Here is a 16,226-nt window from a genome sequence, read left to right as displayed (position 1 = left end):
TCATCACTCTTTTTCAAGGAGGATGATCTTTTTGATATGATAAAGATAAAACAGAGATAGAGAGTGAAAGACAAAGGAGAGCTATACTGATGAAAATAGTTAAAATGTTGCTTCAAATTGCTGTGTTGTACCTATTTTATCTGATCGGTACATGGATTCAGCAATACTTCCATTTATTTATACCGGGTAGTGTATTAGGTATGTTATTGTTATTTGCTTTGCTAATGTTAAAAGTGTTTCCTGAAAAGTGGATACAGACAGGAGCCAATACGCTGTTATTCTATTTACCGCTTTTCTTTATACCCGCTACAGTTGGTGTGATTGAGCATTTAGATTTATTTGCAGGTAAAGGATTATTGCTTATTCTTATCGTTGTGATCAGTACGCTATTTACGATTGGAGTGACCGGTTATGTAGCACAGTGGTTTATTACACTTGCTGATCGCTCGAATCAAAATAAAGCATCCTCTACTTCGATCCCTGATCATCAACTGATCTATGAAAGTAGAGATCAGCCCAAATGAATATATGGATCGTTCTATTGATGATTGTCATGACGCTATGTTTGTATATTTTAGCAAGCCTACTGTATAAACAGGTTCGTGTATCAGTTCTTATTCCAGTGTTAACGACTACTTTTATGATTGTTGTTATTTTATTGCTTACACATACTTCGTATTCTACCTATATGGCGGGTGGAGAATGGATCAGTAAATTGATGGGCCCAGCCGTAGTAGCTCTTGCTTATCCGCTATATCGACAACGTCATTTGTTCAAGCAATATGGATTATCGATTCTAGGAAGCGCCTTGATTGGTGTCGTGGTCGGGATGTTAAGCGGAGTAGGAATGGCGCTTGTATTAGGATTCAGTGAGCCTTATATTATCTCGATTATTCCCAAATCAGTCACCACACCTGTCGCGCTTCAGATTTCGAATAATCTAGGCGGAGAAGCTTCGTTAACTTCTGTATTTGTAATGATTGCTGGATTTACAGGGGTCATCTTAGGGCTAGGATGTCTCAAATTATTTCGAGTTAAAAATGCAATAAGTGTTGGTATAGCGCTCGGTATATCTTCTCATGCTCTGGGAACCGCAAAGGCACTTGAACATGGGGAAATCGCTGTATCTATGGGATCATTAGCATTAACGATTAGCGCGATTGTTTCTTCTTTTATCGGGCCATTGATCTTAGTCGCTATTTATCATTGAATACAGGTCAATTATAACGCTGGCAAAAAGCTATTTATCGGTATCTATCGGTAAATAGCTTTTTTGACATGCTTACATCTAAACAGACTTTGGATCAAAAAGGTAACATTGATCTGATTATGGGTAATGCTTAGAAGAGATATGTTGAAATAGGTATATTAAAAAAATGATAATGACATGTCATGCTAAGGAGGCAAATAGAGATGAGCCATAAAGTAGAAACGATGATCGAACATCAGTTTGCTGAAGTTAATGGAGTTAAATTGCATTATGTGATCGGAGGAAAAGGACCTACTGTGATGTTGCTACATGGTTTTCCTGATTTCTGGTATACATGGAAAGATCAGATTCCGATGTTGATCGAAGCTGGTTATCGTGTGGTAGCTCCTGATCTACGAGGATACAATTTGTCTTCCAAACCAGAAGGGGTAGATCATTACAGTATTGATACGTTATGTGCAGATGTCAATGGATTAATAGAACATTTAGGGGAAGAACAAGTCTATTTAACAGGGCATGATTGGGGCGGTAATATCTCGTGGTACTTTACGATGATGTATCCGCATCGTGTTCGCCGTTTAGCGATTCTCAATATGCTACATCCTGAACGTTTGCAGACAGGATTACGTACATTACCGCAATTGCGGAGAAGCTGGTATATGTTCTTTTTCCAAATTCCTAAATTACCAGAGAAAGCACTGGCAAGAGACAACAATCATATGCTACGGACTATTTTCAAAAAAGAACCGAAAGAACCGTTTTCCGATCAAGAAGTGCAAGTGTATCTCAAAGCATTTGAGCAAAAAGAAACGCTCAGTGCAGCAATCAATTATTATCGAGCGATGTTCCGTCGATCATCAGCAACCAAAAAAGCACAGATGCGCAAAATTGAGCAACCTGTACTTATTTTATTTGGTGATCTTGATCCGCATTTATCCAAAGACCTTGCTGATCCACTACCGGAATGGGTACCGAATACAGAGATTCATCATTATGATGATGCAACACACTGGATACAACATGATAAGCCAGCAGAAGTAAGTCAACGACTCATTGCCTTTTTTAAATAATACTGATCTTGTCATGATCGACAAATTATAACGTTTGTCCATTATCAACAGTCACTAGCTGACCGGTCATGGATTGTTGTTGTAAAATAGCACAGATTAGCGAAGCGATATCAGCAGGAGTCGATACTCGCTCTAACAATGACTGTGTGGTCAAACGTTCCATTTTCTCTTCATTTCCAGCCCACCAACGTGTATCTACTGCGCCCGGAATAATGCAATTGACACGTATATGTGGAGAGAGTGCTCTTGCTAACGATTTGGTTAACGTATGCACAGCGCCTTTGGAGACGGCATAAGGAAGAGAAGAACCGTAGCCTGTAGTGCCTGCAATACTACCCAGATTGATAATAGATCCTTGATGTGCTTGTCTCATCCATGGCGCTACAGCTTGAGCACAATAAAACATTCCTTTGACATTAATATTGTATAGCTCATCCCAGATATCATCAGTGATCTGTTCCAAATCAGCAAAAGGCAGTTGTCTGGTGATACTGGCGTTATTCACCAAGCCATCGATTTGACCATACGTATGGATGACTTTTGTAATCATGTCTTGTACTTGATGTTGCCTAGATACATCGGCTTGAATTGTGATAGCTTGTCCACCATTTTGTATAATTTGTAGAGCAGTCTCTTCTGCTTGTAGCTGTGAACGGGAGTAATTAATAATTACTTTTGCTCCTTGTTCAGCAAGTTGTAAGCAAGTTGCCTGTCCTATTCCTGTACCTCCGCCTGTAACGATGACAACCTTATTGATCCATTCCATGTATAGCGCTCCTTTAGCCTTCGTACTTGTTTGTTGTTTCTATTGATAGTGTAAAAGAAGACAAAAGGTCTGTATAATAGTTAGAAATGATATTGGATATTAAAAATAATGATATCCAAATCTACTGTTTTTACATATAAGAAAACGAGTAAAGAAAGGTGGCAACGGATTTGGAAAGTAGTGATTTGCGTATTTTTCGGATTGTGGCTCAAGAGCAGTCTATTTCCAAAGCGGCACTAAAAATGGGATATGTACAGTCGAATGTTACATTACGTATTCAGAAGTTGGAAAAAGAACTGGGTCAATCGCTATTTGAGCGTAGTAATAAAGGCATAACGATTACAGAAGCAGGGCAACAATTGTGGAGCTATGCAGATCAGATTGTCGATTTGTTAGATGAAGCTACTCGCATGTTAAAAGCAAAATCACCTTCGTATCAATTACAATTAGGAGCGACACCGACTGTAGCGGCTTCTAGATTGCCGCAGTGGTTACTTGCTTATTATGAAGAAAATAGGGATGTAGAAGTCTCTATTCAAACGCTTGGACAGATTGAATTAATGAATCAAGTTATAGATCAAAAGTTAGATGGAGCTTTTATTAGTAGTCAATACCATCATCAAGATATTCAATCTGTATTTGAATATAATGAACAGTTAGTTATTGTATCTGCTAACCATATTCAGACCGAATCAGAATTACTTCAACAACGGTTAATCGTTAATACATTTCCGGATTGTCCGTATCGAAGATATTTAGAAGAGTGGTATCACACCAAAAGTAAAAGTCATTCTATTCAACAACCACCTCGTGTGATAGAAGTAGATACAGTAGAAGCTATTATTCGTGCAGTCACTGAAGGACTAGGGATATCTTTATTACCTGAACGTATCGTTCATTCTTATTCACAGCTTCATAGTCATATATTGCCAATATCGTTGCAACAAGCACGTATTCAATTCGTAATTTCAAAGCGTAATACACCTTCTACAACGTTGTCTTCATTTATCAATCTGCTCATCAATAGTGAACATGAATAGATTATGTGGTTAAATGATATCCTATTTACTTTGTAGAACTTGCAGATTATACATGGTTAAACTATAATATATGAATAAGTGCTCATATGTTATTTTTAATTATGATATTACCTACTGAATAAGAATAGAGGTGCAGGTCAATGAGTAATAAAAGTCATACCCATACCGAACATACTGCATGCGATCATGATCATGAAGAACATCAACATTCCAAAGGCAAAAAGCACAATCATTCTCACAGTCATGGGCATTCTCATGGACACGGACATTCCCATTCTCACGGGCATGGAGCGAATAAAAATGCTTTGAAATTATCTTTTTTCTTGATTGCCAGTTATATGATTATCGAAGTGATTGGTGGATTAATGACCAACAGTCTAGCTTTATTATCAGATGCAGGGCATATGCTCAGTGATGCAGCGGCTCTGGGGCTTAGTTATTTAGCAATGACGTGGGGACAGAAGCAAGCGAGCAAGTCCAAAACATTCGGGTATAAGCGATTTGAAGTATTAGCAGCATTTATTAATGGTTTGGCGTTGTCTGTTATTTCGATCTATATTTTTTGGGAAGCTTTTCAGCGATTTGCAAATCCACCTGGCGTTATGAGTGCAGGGATGTTAACAATTGCGGTTATTGGTTTGCTAGTTAATATAGCAGCAGCTTTCATTTTGATGCGTGGGGATACTTCAGAAAATCTGAATATTCGTAGTGCGTTTCTACATGTATTAGGTGATCTATTAGGTTCAGTCGGTGCAATTGTAGCTGCTTTATTGATTATGTTCTTTGGCTGGAATCTAGCCGATCCTATTGCAAGTGTGATTGTAGCGGTACTGGTTGTTCTAAGTGCGTACCGTGTGACTCGCGATTCTATCCATATCTTGATGGAAGGTACGCCAGTTAATATTCATACTGAAGAAGTAGAACAGTCTTTACTACAGATTGATCATGTTGTAGAAGTACATGATCTGCATGTCTGGGCATTATCTTCAGATATTATTTTGCTAAGTTGCCATATTGTCATTGAAGATCAGGCTTACTATAGCGTAGTGATGGAGCAAGCTCAGAAATATATCAAAGAGCAATATGAGATTAACCATATTACCATCCAGATTGATACACCGGGAATACAATGTAATATTGCGCATCAGTAGTGAGTATAAACAAAAAAGGGAACTATACCATAACGGTGTAGTTCCCTTTTTGTATTCATGTTAATCATGAACCACTAGCTTCATATGATAAAATGATTCTTTTACTTATGAGTCAGATGTTCATGCGTCTGTAAAAATATCTCTTCTACATGATAATCATCTAACGAATAAAAAACGGTTTTGCCTACTTTGCGCCGCTTCACAATTCGCATATTACGTAAATACCGAAGTTGATGCGAGATTGCAGATTGAGTCATATCTAATACACTGCATAGATCATGTACACATAGCTCTTTTTGTGAAAGAGCATAGATTAATCTAATGCGTGTTGGATCTCCTAATGCTTTGAACAATTCAGCCATATCGTTAGCGGTTGTACCGTCAATAAGCTCATTCTTTATCTGTGCAAGCATCTGTTGTGAAGCTTCACTGCTATGGTTACACTCGTCTATAATAGCATCCGACTCCAATATGCTCACCTTCCTAACACGAATTAATAGAAGTACTATGATTCAATAAAGAAATGCTGTGATGCAACAAAATATCTACATACAGTATACCAAAGATCGTTGAGATTACGAATAGCAGAATATTTCTATTTTTATGATTTACTATTCAGACATGCATTAGTATGGCGATATTCGATAAATAGTAGTACTCTATTGCCAAACATATTAGTATATACTAATATATAACGTATCAGTGTTCACTAATATGATAACAGGGAGATACAAACACTATGGAAAATAACTATTGCGCAGACACTAACATATCGATCGATACGAGAACTAAATTTATTCGTGGATTTTCAGATAAGACACGTTTGCAAATATTAGATTGTTTATTAGAAGAAGAAAAAACAGTCAGTCAGATCGTAAATGCGATTCAAGGCAATCAATCGAATATTTCTCAACATTTATCCTGTCTTAAAGGGTGCGGAATTATCACCGGAAGACAAGAAGGCAAATATGTCTATTACCAACTTGCCAATGCCAAAATCAAATTACTTCTTGCTATGTTCGATGAAGCGTTGGTAGAAGTTGAATCTAAAGTCGCTTGTTGTGAACAAAATGAAGTGTTGATTCCTGCACAGGGTGGTGCAGAGCATGGAGAATAAAGAACAAGAATCCAAATCATGTTGTGCGTCTACCGCTAAAAATTCAATTCCCATAGTCAGTCCCGATCAAGGGCTATCTGGACATATTGTGGCTGATGATCGTATACCTTATGATCAGCGTAATACTCATACCGTTAAGTCTACTGAATATCGAATTCAAGGAATGGATTGCCCTTCATGTGCCATTACAATTGAGAAAAGTCTCAAAAAGTTGAAAGGCGTAGAATTTGTAGAAGTTCATTTCTCAACCAGTAAAATGAATATTGCAGCTACGGCTGAACCCAATCTAATTATGCGTGAAGTGAAGCGAGTCGGATTTGATATTTCTCCTATGGGTGAGGAGCAAGAGAGATCGAGTGAGCCTTCCTTTTGGAAAAGCTGGTTACCGATGTTTCTATCGGGTGGTTTGCTGATAACGGCTTTGGTATGTACATGGTTAGCAGTCTTGCCAGTAGTCTCGATAGTATTATATGGGGCTGTACTTATTATTTGCGGAACTAAACCAGTCAAAAGTGCTTTTTTTGCAGTCAAAAGTCGATCACTTGATATGAATGTATTGATGTCAGTAGCTGCTATAGGTGCTGTATGGATCGGAGAATGGGGGGAAGGAGCAACAGTCGTATTCTTATTTGCACTGGGGAACACACTTCAACAGAAGTCTTTAGAACGCACACGTTATTCAGTCAAAGGATTACTGAATCTGGCACCTGCATCTGTCTGGATCATGCAACAGGGCAAGATGATACAGCATCCTGTAGAAGATATACAGATAGGTGAGACCATTATAGTTAGGGCTGGCGATAAAATACCTTTGGATGGAATTATTATAGATGGACAATCTTATGTGAACCAAGCTCCTATAACAGGAGAATCGCAACCCGTTACCAAAACAAACGGCGATATTGTATATGCAGGGACTTTAAACGAAGAAGGACTGTTAACGATTCAGGTGACGACAACAGTTAAAGATACAGTAGTCGCCCGTATGATTCATATGGTTGAAGAAGCACAAGCGAATAAGGCACCGATGCAAGCATTCGTTGATCGCTTTGCTACAATCTATACACCGATTGTTTTTGGGGTCGCTATTGTTGTATCTGTCGTACCGCCTTTGTTATTCAATGGTGATTGGTCTGAATGGTTTTATCGGGGATTGGAATTACTGGTGATTGCTTGTCCTTGCGCATTAGTCATTTCTACCCCTGTAGCGATTGTGTCTGCGATAGGGATTGCAGCCAAGAAAGGCGTGTTGATCAAAGGTGGATCTGCATTAGAAGCGATAGCAGGTTTACAGATCATAGCATTCGACAAAACAGGTACATTAACGGAAGGCAAGCCTCATGTGGTGGGAACGTATCCGATAGAAGCTACAGAAGCTGAATTATGGAGTATTGCAAGTTCGATAGAGCAACAATCTTCTCATCCGATTGCTTTAGCTATTACGGCTTATGCCAATCAGCATGCAATCCCTCAATTACCTGTGACTTCTGTACAGACAATAGCAGGCAAAGGCGTACAAGCTTCTATAGATAATCAGACTTATTATATTGGTCATGTCGGATGGCTAGAAGAAATCGGAGCACCTGTCACTAAGGTAACAGCATATATAGATAGACTTCATCATGAAGGTGTCTCTATTATGGTCGTGGGTTCAATTAACCGTATTGTTGGCATTATCACTGTTGCTGATCAAGTTCGATCTACAGCTTCAGAGACATTACAGCAGTTGAAAATAGCAGGAGTAGCATCGACGGTTATGTTAACAGGCGATCATCAACAGATTGCGCATCAAGTAGCTCAAGTTACTGGGGTGGATCAGTACTTTGCTCATTTATTACCTGAAGATAAAATGAATCGAATAAAAGAGTATCAACTACAAGGGAAAAAAGTAGGGATGGTAGGAGATGGGATTAATGATGCACCTGCACTAGCTACAGCAGATGTAGGTATAGCGATGGGTGGAGCAGGTACCGATACAGCGATCGAAACGGCGGATATTGTATTAATGGCAGATCATTTAGAACAATTGCCGTATGCTATTACACTGAGCCGTCAGACGTTGCGTATTATCAAACAGAATATTTGGTTTTCGATTATGATTAAATGCGTTGCTTTAATATTTATTTTCCCGGGTTGGCTTACATTATGGGTAGCTGTACTGAGCGATACGGGAGCCGCTTTATTGGTGATTTTAAACAGTTTAAGAGTACTCAAAAGTAAGTAAAAACAACAGGAGCCTTCGAAGTTAGATGAAGGCTTTTTGGTTTTGAAACAGTTTTTTGTGAAATAATTGATGACAATAAATTTACTATTGTCATCTTTTTTGATTTGTAACCTTTACTCTAAAAAGTCCTGAAAATCACGAAATATACACATTTTTAGCGAAAAATCGGCAAAAAAGTTTATTATAAAGTTTGACAAGATGCATCCTTATGCCTTAAAGTGGTCAATAGTTACAAAATATTAATATTTGCCGAGTTTCAAATTTGAATTCCAAATTGATTTACTCTAAAGGCATCGAAGGGAGAATTTTTTTAGTGAAGAAAGTCGTATTATCGCTACTTGGCGCTGCAATCATTTTCTCAGCTCAGCCAACAAATACTTTTGCTAGCACATCTAATCTTGATCAAGCCGTTAGCGGTGTAATAGGAACACCTTACGTTTGGGGAGGTACAACAACCAACGGATTCGATTGTTCCGGTTTTACACGCTACGTTTTTAATAAATTTAATATAGAATTACCACGCACAGCTAATGTGCAAGCCAAAATGGGTACATACGTGTCAAAAGGTAATTTGAGTGCTGGTGATCTTGTTTTCTTCAATACAAGTGGACGTGGAATATCTCATGTAGGCGTTATGGTAGATGGTAGAAATTTTGCACATGCTTCAACAAGTCATGGTGTAACGATCAGTAGTTTGTCCGAGTCTTATTTCCAAAATCGTTATGTTACTGGAAGACATGTTGTTAGTCAATGGGCATATCAAAGTATGATGGAAGAAAAATAAAAAAAGACTGCGATTTTGGTCGCAATCCTTTTTAAATGTATACGTATATGAATCACATAAGCTGTGAATATTCCAAATCCCTTGGTTAATATAAGGGATTTTTATTTTGCCTATTGTTAGATTCTCCAGCTTCCTTGCAGTCTGCGAATCAGTACAATCTGTCCAGCATGATAAGCATCATGAGGAAGCCAGCGTGCAATTGCTTGTCCCCATGTCTGATCTCCAGCAGGACGCATTTCTTGCAGTTTAACTTCATCCCATTTGGTAAGTTCAAGTTCAATAGCGGTAGCAAGTCTTCTTGTTTCCTGAAGAGTGTGTTGCCATTCACCATTTTGGTCAGTCTCATCAGTAATTTCAAATGTTTGATCGTTATTGTCAGCACGAGGACCTGGATCAATATTTTGCATATGACAGAGTAATTCATGATTGTAATAATTAATATGGTGCACCAATTGCCAGATACTATTACCACCACCAGCTGGAATCCATGCGGCTTGCTCACTTGTAACCCCTTCTAATGCGACAGATAACGGCACAATCCAATCTTCATGTTCCCAAATATCTTTTTTCTGCAAAAGAAGTAGATCTAACATGTTGGTATTCGTCATATGATCCTCCTCATGAGTAGTTGATGTAACTGGCTAAAGAGATATTAAAGCGTTACAATACATATACCACAAAATAAAGAGTTGTAACCACCTTTATACATTAAAGAGCGTTACACCTTCGAAGCTATATAGAAAAGTGCAAAAGGAGTACAGATCAATGGATACATTATGGACCGATTTTATCAACAGTGACTGGCACGATTTTCGAGAAAGTGGTAAACATGAAGATCGCTTAGTTCTTTCTTCGTGGCAAAAGCAATTTTTGCATGATTGGCAGTTAAAATCTTCTGTTCCGGCTACAAATATTGAGCTAAAAGCGCTCCAAACCTTAAGAAAATTATTGCATAATTATACATTAGCTATCGTTAAAGAATCATCAGCTGATCTCATCGATTGGAATGAACTGAATCGCATCATGGCACAATCTCCTGTGATCAGACAGTGGAATAAAGATGATCAAGAAAATAGACATGTAACGTATATACCGTTAGTCCAAGATTGGAATAGCGTGATGGCTGAGGTTGTATCGGATTTCGTGCATACTGTATTGGATCAAGATATCCAGCGGATCCGAATCTGTGATAATCCAGATTGTCGCTGGGTATTTTATGATGATACACGTAGCCGAACCAAACGGTATTGTGAAGATAAAACATGTGGAAACCTGATGAAAGTCAGACGATTCCGTGCTAAAAAAGGATCATCACGATCCCAATAGATATGCTTTTTATCATCTTATTATATCCTTATTATAGAAGAGAATAGCGATTGATAGAGTAGATCAATAACAATAATAGTTGACAAGAACATCTATTGCGTACATTATAGACATTATATATCTATAATAGATTTAAAATACACTAAAAAGAGGAATATACATGAAAAATATAAGCACAAATGACTTCTTTGATCCCTCTGTATGGGAACAAGCATGGCAAAATGATTCGTTTACAGCTGTGAAGCAAATGAGAGCAGCAGGTATGGACCCTGCTCATTCGTTTGACCACAAAGCCGCCGAGTTCAATCAACAGGTATTTTCAGAAGAAGGTCAACAAAGAACCAAACGAATCCTTAATTGGATTCAAGGACAAGATGTGAATTTTGTGAATGCTTCCATTCTGGATATTGGAGCAGCATCTGGTGGGTTTTCGATTCCATTTGCAGAGCGAGGAGGAGTAGTGACATCGGTTGAACCATGTATACCTTTGCTTGATTTATTAAAAGAAAATGCAGATACATTAACATCAGGAAGTGTCACGATCGTTGATGAAGAATTTCAAGATATTGATATAGAAGCTAAAGGGTGGAAGCAGGCATTTGATCTAGTATTTGTATCCATGTGTCCGGTGCTTGTCGATTGGGCTAGTGTTGAGAAAATTCTAAGTTGTGCTCGTCAATTCTGCTATATTAGCTCCACAGCAGGACCAAGAGAACACAGTTTGATGAATGAAGTACTACCGCTGGTTAGTGATCACAATCAACCGATCAAACCTCAAATTCGACATCAAAGTTCAGATATGGGCTATTTACTTCATCTATTATATCTTAAAGGGTATGCCTATGAGTCGATCATTACACATGAAATGAAAACAGTTGAAATGTCTAAGCAGGATGCCTTAGAACACGTGATCATGATGCTTGGCTTACATCAAGTGGATATACGCCCGAATGCGGAACAAGTGATTTCCAATTATCTAGATCGGCAGTATCCTTCAGGTACGGTTACGATGGAGCAAGGTGGACGTTTTGGTAAAGTATTGATTCGACTACAAGATCAACGCATGTATACAAAAGAATGAGCTACAAGCACATCGTCTTAATCACACCCATAGATGATGAATAAGCATCCTATATTCGCATCATATAAGCCTTATACTCATATGATATAAAAAGTAGAACAGTGTCTTTTAACAGCTGTTCTACTTTTTTTGAGATCAGAAAGGTTAAATCAATAATAGATTTTTGACACGTTTGACGAAAAGTTGTTCTGCTTCTGACACTGTATTGTTGCTCGACGTTACAGACCAGAGATACGAAGGTTCTTCCGATACAATTTCAAAAGGAATGGTTACGATTCCCCGATTCTGATACATGGTATATCCACGAAAAGAATAATCGGTACCGATCGTCACTGCAATATCTTCTTTCACCGCTTTGAGAATAGCTTCCACATTGTTACTTTGGAATAAAATATCCGGTTTATCTAACGTATTCACAAATGCCACAATATAAGGATCGTTGTATAACACAAATGGATAGTCTTTCAAATCTTGTAAAGTGACAGATGTTTTAGTCGCCAGAGGAGAATGCATGCTAACCCCTAACACCATATTATCTTTCATTAACGGTTCAAATTTAAGCTTAGGTGTAGATGGTAAATGAATATCTCTTAATAGAAAGAAGCCGATATCACTTCGTTCGTTCATCACATCATCAATGACAGCATCGGTGCTATTTTCTTTGATCTCAATACGGCTATTTGGAAATTCTTTTTTCAGTTCAGTAATTACGTCGATCAGTAAGGAGATTGGACCTGGAATGGTCGAAATACGCAGTTTGGCATTATTCATTTCTCCATAGCTCTGTGCTTCAGACTTTAGTTCTTCGATCTGTTTGAGAATACGACTGGCTTTGGTAATAATACTTTGTCCTTCAGGCGTAACCGTTGTACCAGAGCGAGAGCGAATAAATATCCGCATTCCAATTTCTTGTTCAAATAAAGAGATCGCTCGACTGACTCCCGTTACAGTAATATGGCAATTCTCAGCCGCTTTGGTTAACGATCCGCATTTGGCGACTTCAATAATATATTCCAATTGCTCTATATTCATAGGTGTTTTTCCTACTTTCTTCTTCTAATAACTAGATCATTTATATCTGCAAAATCTATAGTTGACTAAAAGGTTACACAAGTCTACTTATGGTAGATATAGTGTACTACAAGTATATGTTATATTGAAACTACATAGCTATTCTTTCATTATTCACTTAGATCTTATTACCAGCTAAGCGAATAATTACAACCAACCTATGCGTAAACAGGTTGGTTTATTTATGGGTTACTGTATATGACGATTATGATCTACAGGAGGAGTGTTATTATGAAAGTCAAAAAATACGCAATATATAGTGTGATTGTAGTAGCAATCGTACTTTGCTTTTATGCGGTATTTACATGGGGGAGACAAGGGCATTTACTAAACGCCAAAGCATCAAGCTCTACACCGACAGCTTATGTAGAATCTGATGTGATTAATGCTAGCTTTAAAGTAGCCGGAAGAGTGGATCAAATGGTAGTTCAAGAAGGACAACAAGTGAAAAAAGGGCAGATGATTGCGCGTCTGGAAAGTAAAGAATTACAAAATAAAGTCGCTCAAGCTAAAGCCGCTGTCGAAACAGCTAATGCGAATGTCGCTCAAGCTGAAGCAGGTGTGGCTCAGGCGCAAGCTGGTGTGACTCAAGCACAAGCAGGCAAAGTACAAGCCAGTGCAAGTGTGACTGAAGCGCAAGCGGCTGTTAATGCAGCACAAGTCAAAAAAAGTCAGGGCGAAATGACAGTCGATGTTACAGCCAATACCGCTTCTAGCAAAATAGAAGAAGCACAAGCCGCCGCCAAAGCAGCTAAAGCAAAGTGGGAAGCACTGAAAAGTGGAGCAAGACCGGAAGAAATTCAACAAGCCAAAGTGAATATGCAGATTACCAAAGAAGCATTGGCTACTGTAAATAAAAGTCTGAAACGTGTGCAGCTATTACATACGAACGGTCTGGCGACCGAAGCGGCACTTGATCAGGCAACGATTGAACAAAAGCAAGCTCAAGCGAAATACGATGCCGCTGTGCAACAGTTACAATTGGTACAAAAGGGAAGTCGTCAACAAGAAATAGATGCGGCTGAAGCCTTGTACCAACAAGCATTAGCAAGTGTCAAAGAAGCGCAAGCCGGACAAGGTCAAGTTGCTTTGCAACAAGAAGGAGTCAAAGCCGCTTCCGCAGGGATCGATCAAGCACAAGGTGCAGTAGCGCAGGCGCAGGGCGCTGTGGCTCAAGCAGACGGAGCGATTGAGCAAGCGACAGCGACACTGAAACAAGCCAAATCCAAAGTCAAAGCAGCACGTTCTCAAGTCAGTCAAGCCAAAGCGGCTTTGCAAGAAGCACAAACTTATTTCAGTTATACTGTATTACGAGCTTCTGTGGATGGATTGATCCAGTCCAAATCACTGAATATCGGTGAAATGGCAAGTGCAGGCTTCCCGGTCTATGCGTTAGAGACAACCAGTCAGCGCTGGGCTAAATTTTATGTTACAGAAACTGAACTCAATGGATTAAAAGTAGGCGATCCTGTTCAAGTCACTTTATTATCCGGAAATACTACGGTCAAAGGAAAAGTGAGTGTGATCGATGCCGCCGCTGATTTTGCGATTCAAAAACCAAGTCAGACTTCTGGCGATACGGATATTCGTTCATTTGGAGTCAAAGTGGAGTTGCTAGATTTACCGAATACCATTCCTACAGGTTCAACCGTGATTTTCCATGGCAAAGGAGTTCAGTAATATGCAGCGGCTTACTATAGGAAAGGTATTCCGCGAAGAACTTGGCTTGATGCTTAGAGATAAGAAGTTAATTATTATTTTGCTGATTACACCTATCTTGTATTCTGTATTGTTTGGCTTTCTATACTCCCATGAACGGATAACAGAAATTCCAGTCGTTGTGTACGATGGTGATAATTCGCAATTAAGCCGGCAAATTATTCAGGCGTTCGATGCTACAGATACGTTTGCTGTAACCAAACAAAGCTGGAATCAAGATGATATTGTTCAGCAAGTGGAAGAAGGACAATTTAAAGTAGGGCTAATTATTCCGAATGATTTTTCAGCATCACTCAAGCATGGGGAAAATGTACCGATTTTGACAGTGATTGATGGTAGCAATCTTATGTACTCCAATAGTGCAAGCCGAATTGCGAACCAGGTCATTAGTAGTGTTAGCGCAGGAGCATCTATGAAAGCATTAGAGCAAAAAGGTATGAATAGCGATCAAGCTAATTCTGTATTCAGTACCATTCCTTTCCGCTCACGTGTATTATACAATCCAGTGTATAATTACAAATTATTTATGCCGATTGGTGTAATTTCAACAGCGCTTCAGCAGTGTCTGTTGTTAGGTATTGCGTTGTCTTGCACAAGAGACAAAGAGCAGGGCACATGGAGTCGCTTTTACCAATGGCGGCATACACCGTGGAGACTGGCGATCGCGAAGCTAACCCCTTACTTCTTAGCAGGGATGGTTAATGTATTGACTGTATTTAGTATCGCAGCCTTTGCTTTTCATATTCCGTTTAAAGGGCAATTGTTACCTTTTATTCTGCTAGCGATAGCATTTAACTTAGCCTTGTGTGGACTCGGGTTTTTGTTTAGTCTATTCTCACGTACCAAAGTTGATGCTACGCAAACATTAATGTTAATTGCTGTGCCTTCATTTATGCTATCCGGTTATACGTGGCCACTAGAAGCGATGCCTAATTTTTTACAAATGGTCGCCAAAGCATTACCTTTAACTTATTATTTAGATGCAGTACGAGCGATTACGTTAAAAGGACAGGGCATGGTAGCGATTGTACCTGATCTATTAGCACTTTGTCTTATTGGGCTAATCAGCTTATTGATCGCCCTAATTGCCTATCCTCTGGCATTCAAAAAGCGTGAACAAGAAGAGGAACAAGCGATAGAAGTAGATCGAACCGTTGTAGAATAAAAGAATAGAGTAGATACAAAGCATGCGTTATCTTTCACAGATAGCGTATGCTTTTTTTAGTAGAATAGAACAAAGACTTGTATTTATCAGGAATATATAGTATATTTTAATTATCTTAATATTAAGATATATAAAGAGAAACAGATATTCCTAATCTATATACAACTTCGCATACAGTGTATGTTTGTGTATAATAGGAATGAGGAAGTGAAAGGAGAGAGTACAGATGATTGTAAGTTTGAGTCGTATCAATGAATTAGCTAAAAAACAGCGTGAAGAAGGTCTGACTGCTGAAGAGAAAGCTGAACAGCAAGTCTTGCGTAAAGAATATTTAAGCGAAATCCGTGGACAGGTACTGAGTACTTTCTCAGGTTTGACTGTTGTGGATGAATTAGGAAATGATGTTACACCCGATAAAATTCGCATGGAAAAAGAACATGATAAACACCAATAGGATATAACTTTTTTATGGATTATAAGGATCATCTTCATCAGCAACGAA

The 16,226-nt window shown here is 38.7% G+C and carries 16 protein-coding genes and 1 pseudogene; 13 read left to right on the top strand and 4 right to left on the bottom strand.

The genetic code is table 11. From position 1 onward, the window contains the following. Positions 1–89 precede the first annotated feature (89 nt). From PTI45_RS13405 to PTI45_RS13395, 3 genes and pseudogenes are all read left to right on the top strand, one after another. A pseudogene (locus PTI45_RS13405) lies at positions 90–434 on the top strand (CidA/LrgA family protein); the annotation flags it as partial. Positions 435–520: 86 nt separating this feature from the next. Then, positions 521–1,210: an LrgB family protein gene (locus PTI45_RS13400; protein WP_069328103.1), complete on the top strand. Its 690-nt coding sequence runs from the start codon at positions 521–523 to the stop codon at positions 1,208–1,210. A gap of 203 nt (positions 1,211–1,413) precedes the next feature. After that, positions 1,414–2,280, top strand: coding sequence for an alpha/beta fold hydrolase (locus tag PTI45_RS13395; protein ID WP_069328102.1), 867 nt, complete (start codon positions 1,414–1,416; stop codon positions 2,278–2,280). A 25-nt stretch (positions 2,281–2,305) separates the two neighbouring features. Here PTI45_RS13395 and PTI45_RS13390 read toward each other — a convergent pair whose 3' ends face one another. Further along, positions 2,306–3,046 (bottom strand): SDR family NAD(P)-dependent oxidoreductase, encoded by a 741-nt coding sequence (locus tag PTI45_RS13390; RefSeq protein WP_069328101.1) that lies wholly within the window; start codon positions 3,044–3,046, stop codon positions 2,306–2,308. 170 nt (positions 3,047–3,216) lie between these two features. Between PTI45_RS13390 and PTI45_RS13385 the strand changes: the two genes are divergently transcribed. Further along, entirely contained in the window at positions 3,217–4,086 is an 870-nt protein-coding gene (locus PTI45_RS13385) for a LysR family transcriptional regulator (protein WP_069328100.1), read from the top strand. 140 nt (positions 4,087–4,226) lie between these two features. Then, positions 4,227–5,237: a cation diffusion facilitator family transporter gene (locus PTI45_RS13380; RefSeq protein ID WP_069328099.1), complete on the top strand. Its 1,011-nt coding sequence runs from the start codon at positions 4,227–4,229 to the stop codon at positions 5,235–5,237. A gap of 101 nt (positions 5,238–5,338) precedes the next feature. On the opposite strand, the gene PTI45_RS13375 is transcribed toward PTI45_RS13380, so the two are convergent. After that, the gene (locus PTI45_RS13375; protein WP_069328165.1) at positions 5,339–5,650 is read right to left on the bottom strand and encodes an ArsR/SmtB family transcription factor; all 312 of its coding nucleotides are present in this window, start codon (positions 5,648–5,650) and stop codon (positions 5,339–5,341) included. A 326-nt stretch (positions 5,651–5,976) separates the two neighbouring features. On the opposite strand from PTI45_RS13375, the gene PTI45_RS13370 reads away from it, so the two are divergent. From PTI45_RS13370 to PTI45_RS13360, 3 genes are all read left to right on the top strand, one after another. Then, complete coding sequence (locus tag PTI45_RS13370) at positions 5,977–6,354, top strand: ArsR/SmtB family transcription factor (protein ID WP_069328098.1); 378 nt, start codon at positions 5,977–5,979, stop codon at positions 6,352–6,354. Beyond that, positions 6,344–8,578, top strand: coding sequence for a heavy metal translocating P-type ATPase (locus PTI45_RS13365; protein WP_069328097.1), 2,235 nt, complete (start codon positions 6,344–6,346; stop codon positions 8,576–8,578). The genes PTI45_RS13370 and PTI45_RS13365 overlap by 11 nt, the downstream gene beginning before the upstream one ends. 313 nt (positions 8,579–8,891) lie before the next feature. Further along, on the top strand, positions 8,892–9,362 hold the full coding sequence (locus tag PTI45_RS13360) for a C40 family peptidase (RefSeq protein WP_069328096.1): 471 nt from the start codon (positions 8,892–8,894) through the stop codon (positions 9,360–9,362). Positions 9,363–9,478: 116 nt separating this feature from the next. Here the strand turns inward: PTI45_RS13360 and PTI45_RS13355 are convergent, their stop codons facing one another. Further along, positions 9,479–9,970: a DinB family protein gene (locus PTI45_RS13355; protein WP_069328095.1), complete on the bottom strand. Its 492-nt coding sequence runs from the start codon at positions 9,968–9,970 to the stop codon at positions 9,479–9,481. 157 nt (positions 9,971–10,127) lie between these two features. Here PTI45_RS13355 and PTI45_RS13350 point away from each other — a divergent pair, with 157 nt between their 5' ends. Beyond that, entirely contained in the window at positions 10,128–10,688 is a 561-nt protein-coding gene (locus tag PTI45_RS13350) for a CGNR zinc finger domain-containing protein (protein WP_069328094.1), read from the top strand. Between the two features lie 160 nt (positions 10,689–10,848). Continuing rightward, a complete protein-coding gene (locus PTI45_RS13345) occupies positions 10,849–11,769 on the top strand; it encodes a class I SAM-dependent methyltransferase (RefSeq protein ID WP_069328093.1) in 921 nt (306 codons plus the stop codon). A 144-nt stretch (positions 11,770–11,913) separates the two neighbouring features. On the opposite strand, the gene PTI45_RS13340 is transcribed toward PTI45_RS13345, so the two are convergent. Beyond that, positions 11,914–12,801 (bottom strand): LysR family transcriptional regulator, encoded by an 888-nt coding sequence (locus tag PTI45_RS13340; RefSeq protein ID WP_069328092.1) that lies wholly within the window; start codon positions 12,799–12,801, stop codon positions 11,914–11,916. A gap of 270 nt (positions 12,802–13,071) precedes the next feature. On the opposite strand from PTI45_RS13340, the gene PTI45_RS13335 reads away from it, so the two are divergent. The 3 genes from PTI45_RS13335 to PTI45_RS13325 all read left to right on the top strand — a co-directional run bounded on the left by PTI45_RS13335 (position 13,072) and on the right by PTI45_RS13325 (position 16,178). Continuing rightward, positions 13,072–14,520 carry an HlyD family secretion protein gene (locus PTI45_RS13335; RefSeq protein WP_069328091.1) on the top strand — a complete coding sequence of 483 codons (1,449 nt, stop codon included), beginning with the start codon at positions 13,072–13,074 and terminating at the stop codon, positions 14,518–14,520. 1 nt (position 14,521) lies between these two features. Next, complete coding sequence (locus PTI45_RS13330; protein WP_069328090.1) at positions 14,522–15,724, top strand: ABC transporter permease; 1,203 nt, start codon at positions 14,522–14,524, stop codon at positions 15,722–15,724. Between the two features lie 226 nt (positions 15,725–15,950). Continuing rightward, on the top strand, positions 15,951–16,178 hold the full coding sequence (locus PTI45_RS13325) for a DUF896 domain-containing protein (RefSeq protein ID WP_069328089.1): 228 nt from the start codon (positions 15,951–15,953) through the stop codon (positions 16,176–16,178). Positions 16,179–16,226 lie beyond the last annotated feature (48 nt).

Origin of the sequence: Paenibacillus nuruki, from assembly GCF_001721045.1 — a bacterium.
Lineage (GTDB): Bacteria > Bacillota > Bacilli > Paenibacillales > Paenibacillaceae > Saccharibacillus > Saccharibacillus nuruki.
This window is presented reverse-complemented; position numbering and strand designations above follow the sequence as displayed.

Coding starts and splice junctions, on each gene's coding strand:
- PTI45_RS13400 (WP_069328103.1), top strand. CDS start 521: ATGAATATATGGATCGTTCTATTGATGATTGTCATGACGCTATGTTTG.
- PTI45_RS13345 (WP_069328093.1), top strand. CDS start 10,849: ATGAAAAATATAAGCACAAATGACTTCTTTGATCCCTCTGTATGGGAA.
- PTI45_RS13395 (WP_069328102.1), top strand. CDS start 1,414: ATGAGCCATAAAGTAGAAACGATGATCGAACATCAGTTTGCTGAAGTT.
- PTI45_RS13355 (WP_069328095.1), bottom strand. CDS start 9,970: ATGACGAATACCAACATGTTAGATCTACTTCTTTTGCAGAAAAAAGAT.
- PTI45_RS13390 (WP_069328101.1), bottom strand. CDS start 3,046: ATGGAATGGATCAATAAGGTTGTCATCGTTACAGGCGGAGGTACAGGA.
- PTI45_RS13330 (WP_069328090.1), top strand. CDS start 14,522: ATGCAGCGGCTTACTATAGGAAAGGTATTCCGCGAAGAACTTGGCTTG.
- PTI45_RS13350 (WP_069328094.1), top strand. CDS start 10,128: ATGGATACATTATGGACCGATTTTATCAACAGTGACTGGCACGATTTT.
- PTI45_RS13365 (WP_069328097.1), top strand. CDS start 6,344: ATGGAGAATAAAGAACAAGAATCCAAATCATGTTGTGCGTCTACCGCT.
- PTI45_RS13370 (WP_069328098.1), top strand. CDS start 5,977: ATGGAAAATAACTATTGCGCAGACACTAACATATCGATCGATACGAGA.
- PTI45_RS13375 (WP_069328165.1), bottom strand. CDS start 5,650: ATGCTTGCACAGATAAAGAATGAGCTTATTGACGGTACAACCGCTAAC.
- PTI45_RS13325 (WP_069328089.1), top strand. CDS start 15,951: ATGATTGTAAGTTTGAGTCGTATCAATGAATTAGCTAAAAAACAGCGT.
- PTI45_RS13340 (WP_069328092.1), bottom strand. CDS start 12,801: ATGAATATAGAGCAATTGGAATATATTATTGAAGTCGCCAAATGCGGA.
- PTI45_RS13380 (WP_069328099.1), top strand. CDS start 4,227: ATGAGTAATAAAAGTCATACCCATACCGAACATACTGCATGCGATCAT.
- PTI45_RS13335 (WP_069328091.1), top strand. CDS start 13,072: ATGAAAGTCAAAAAATACGCAATATATAGTGTGATTGTAGTAGCAATC.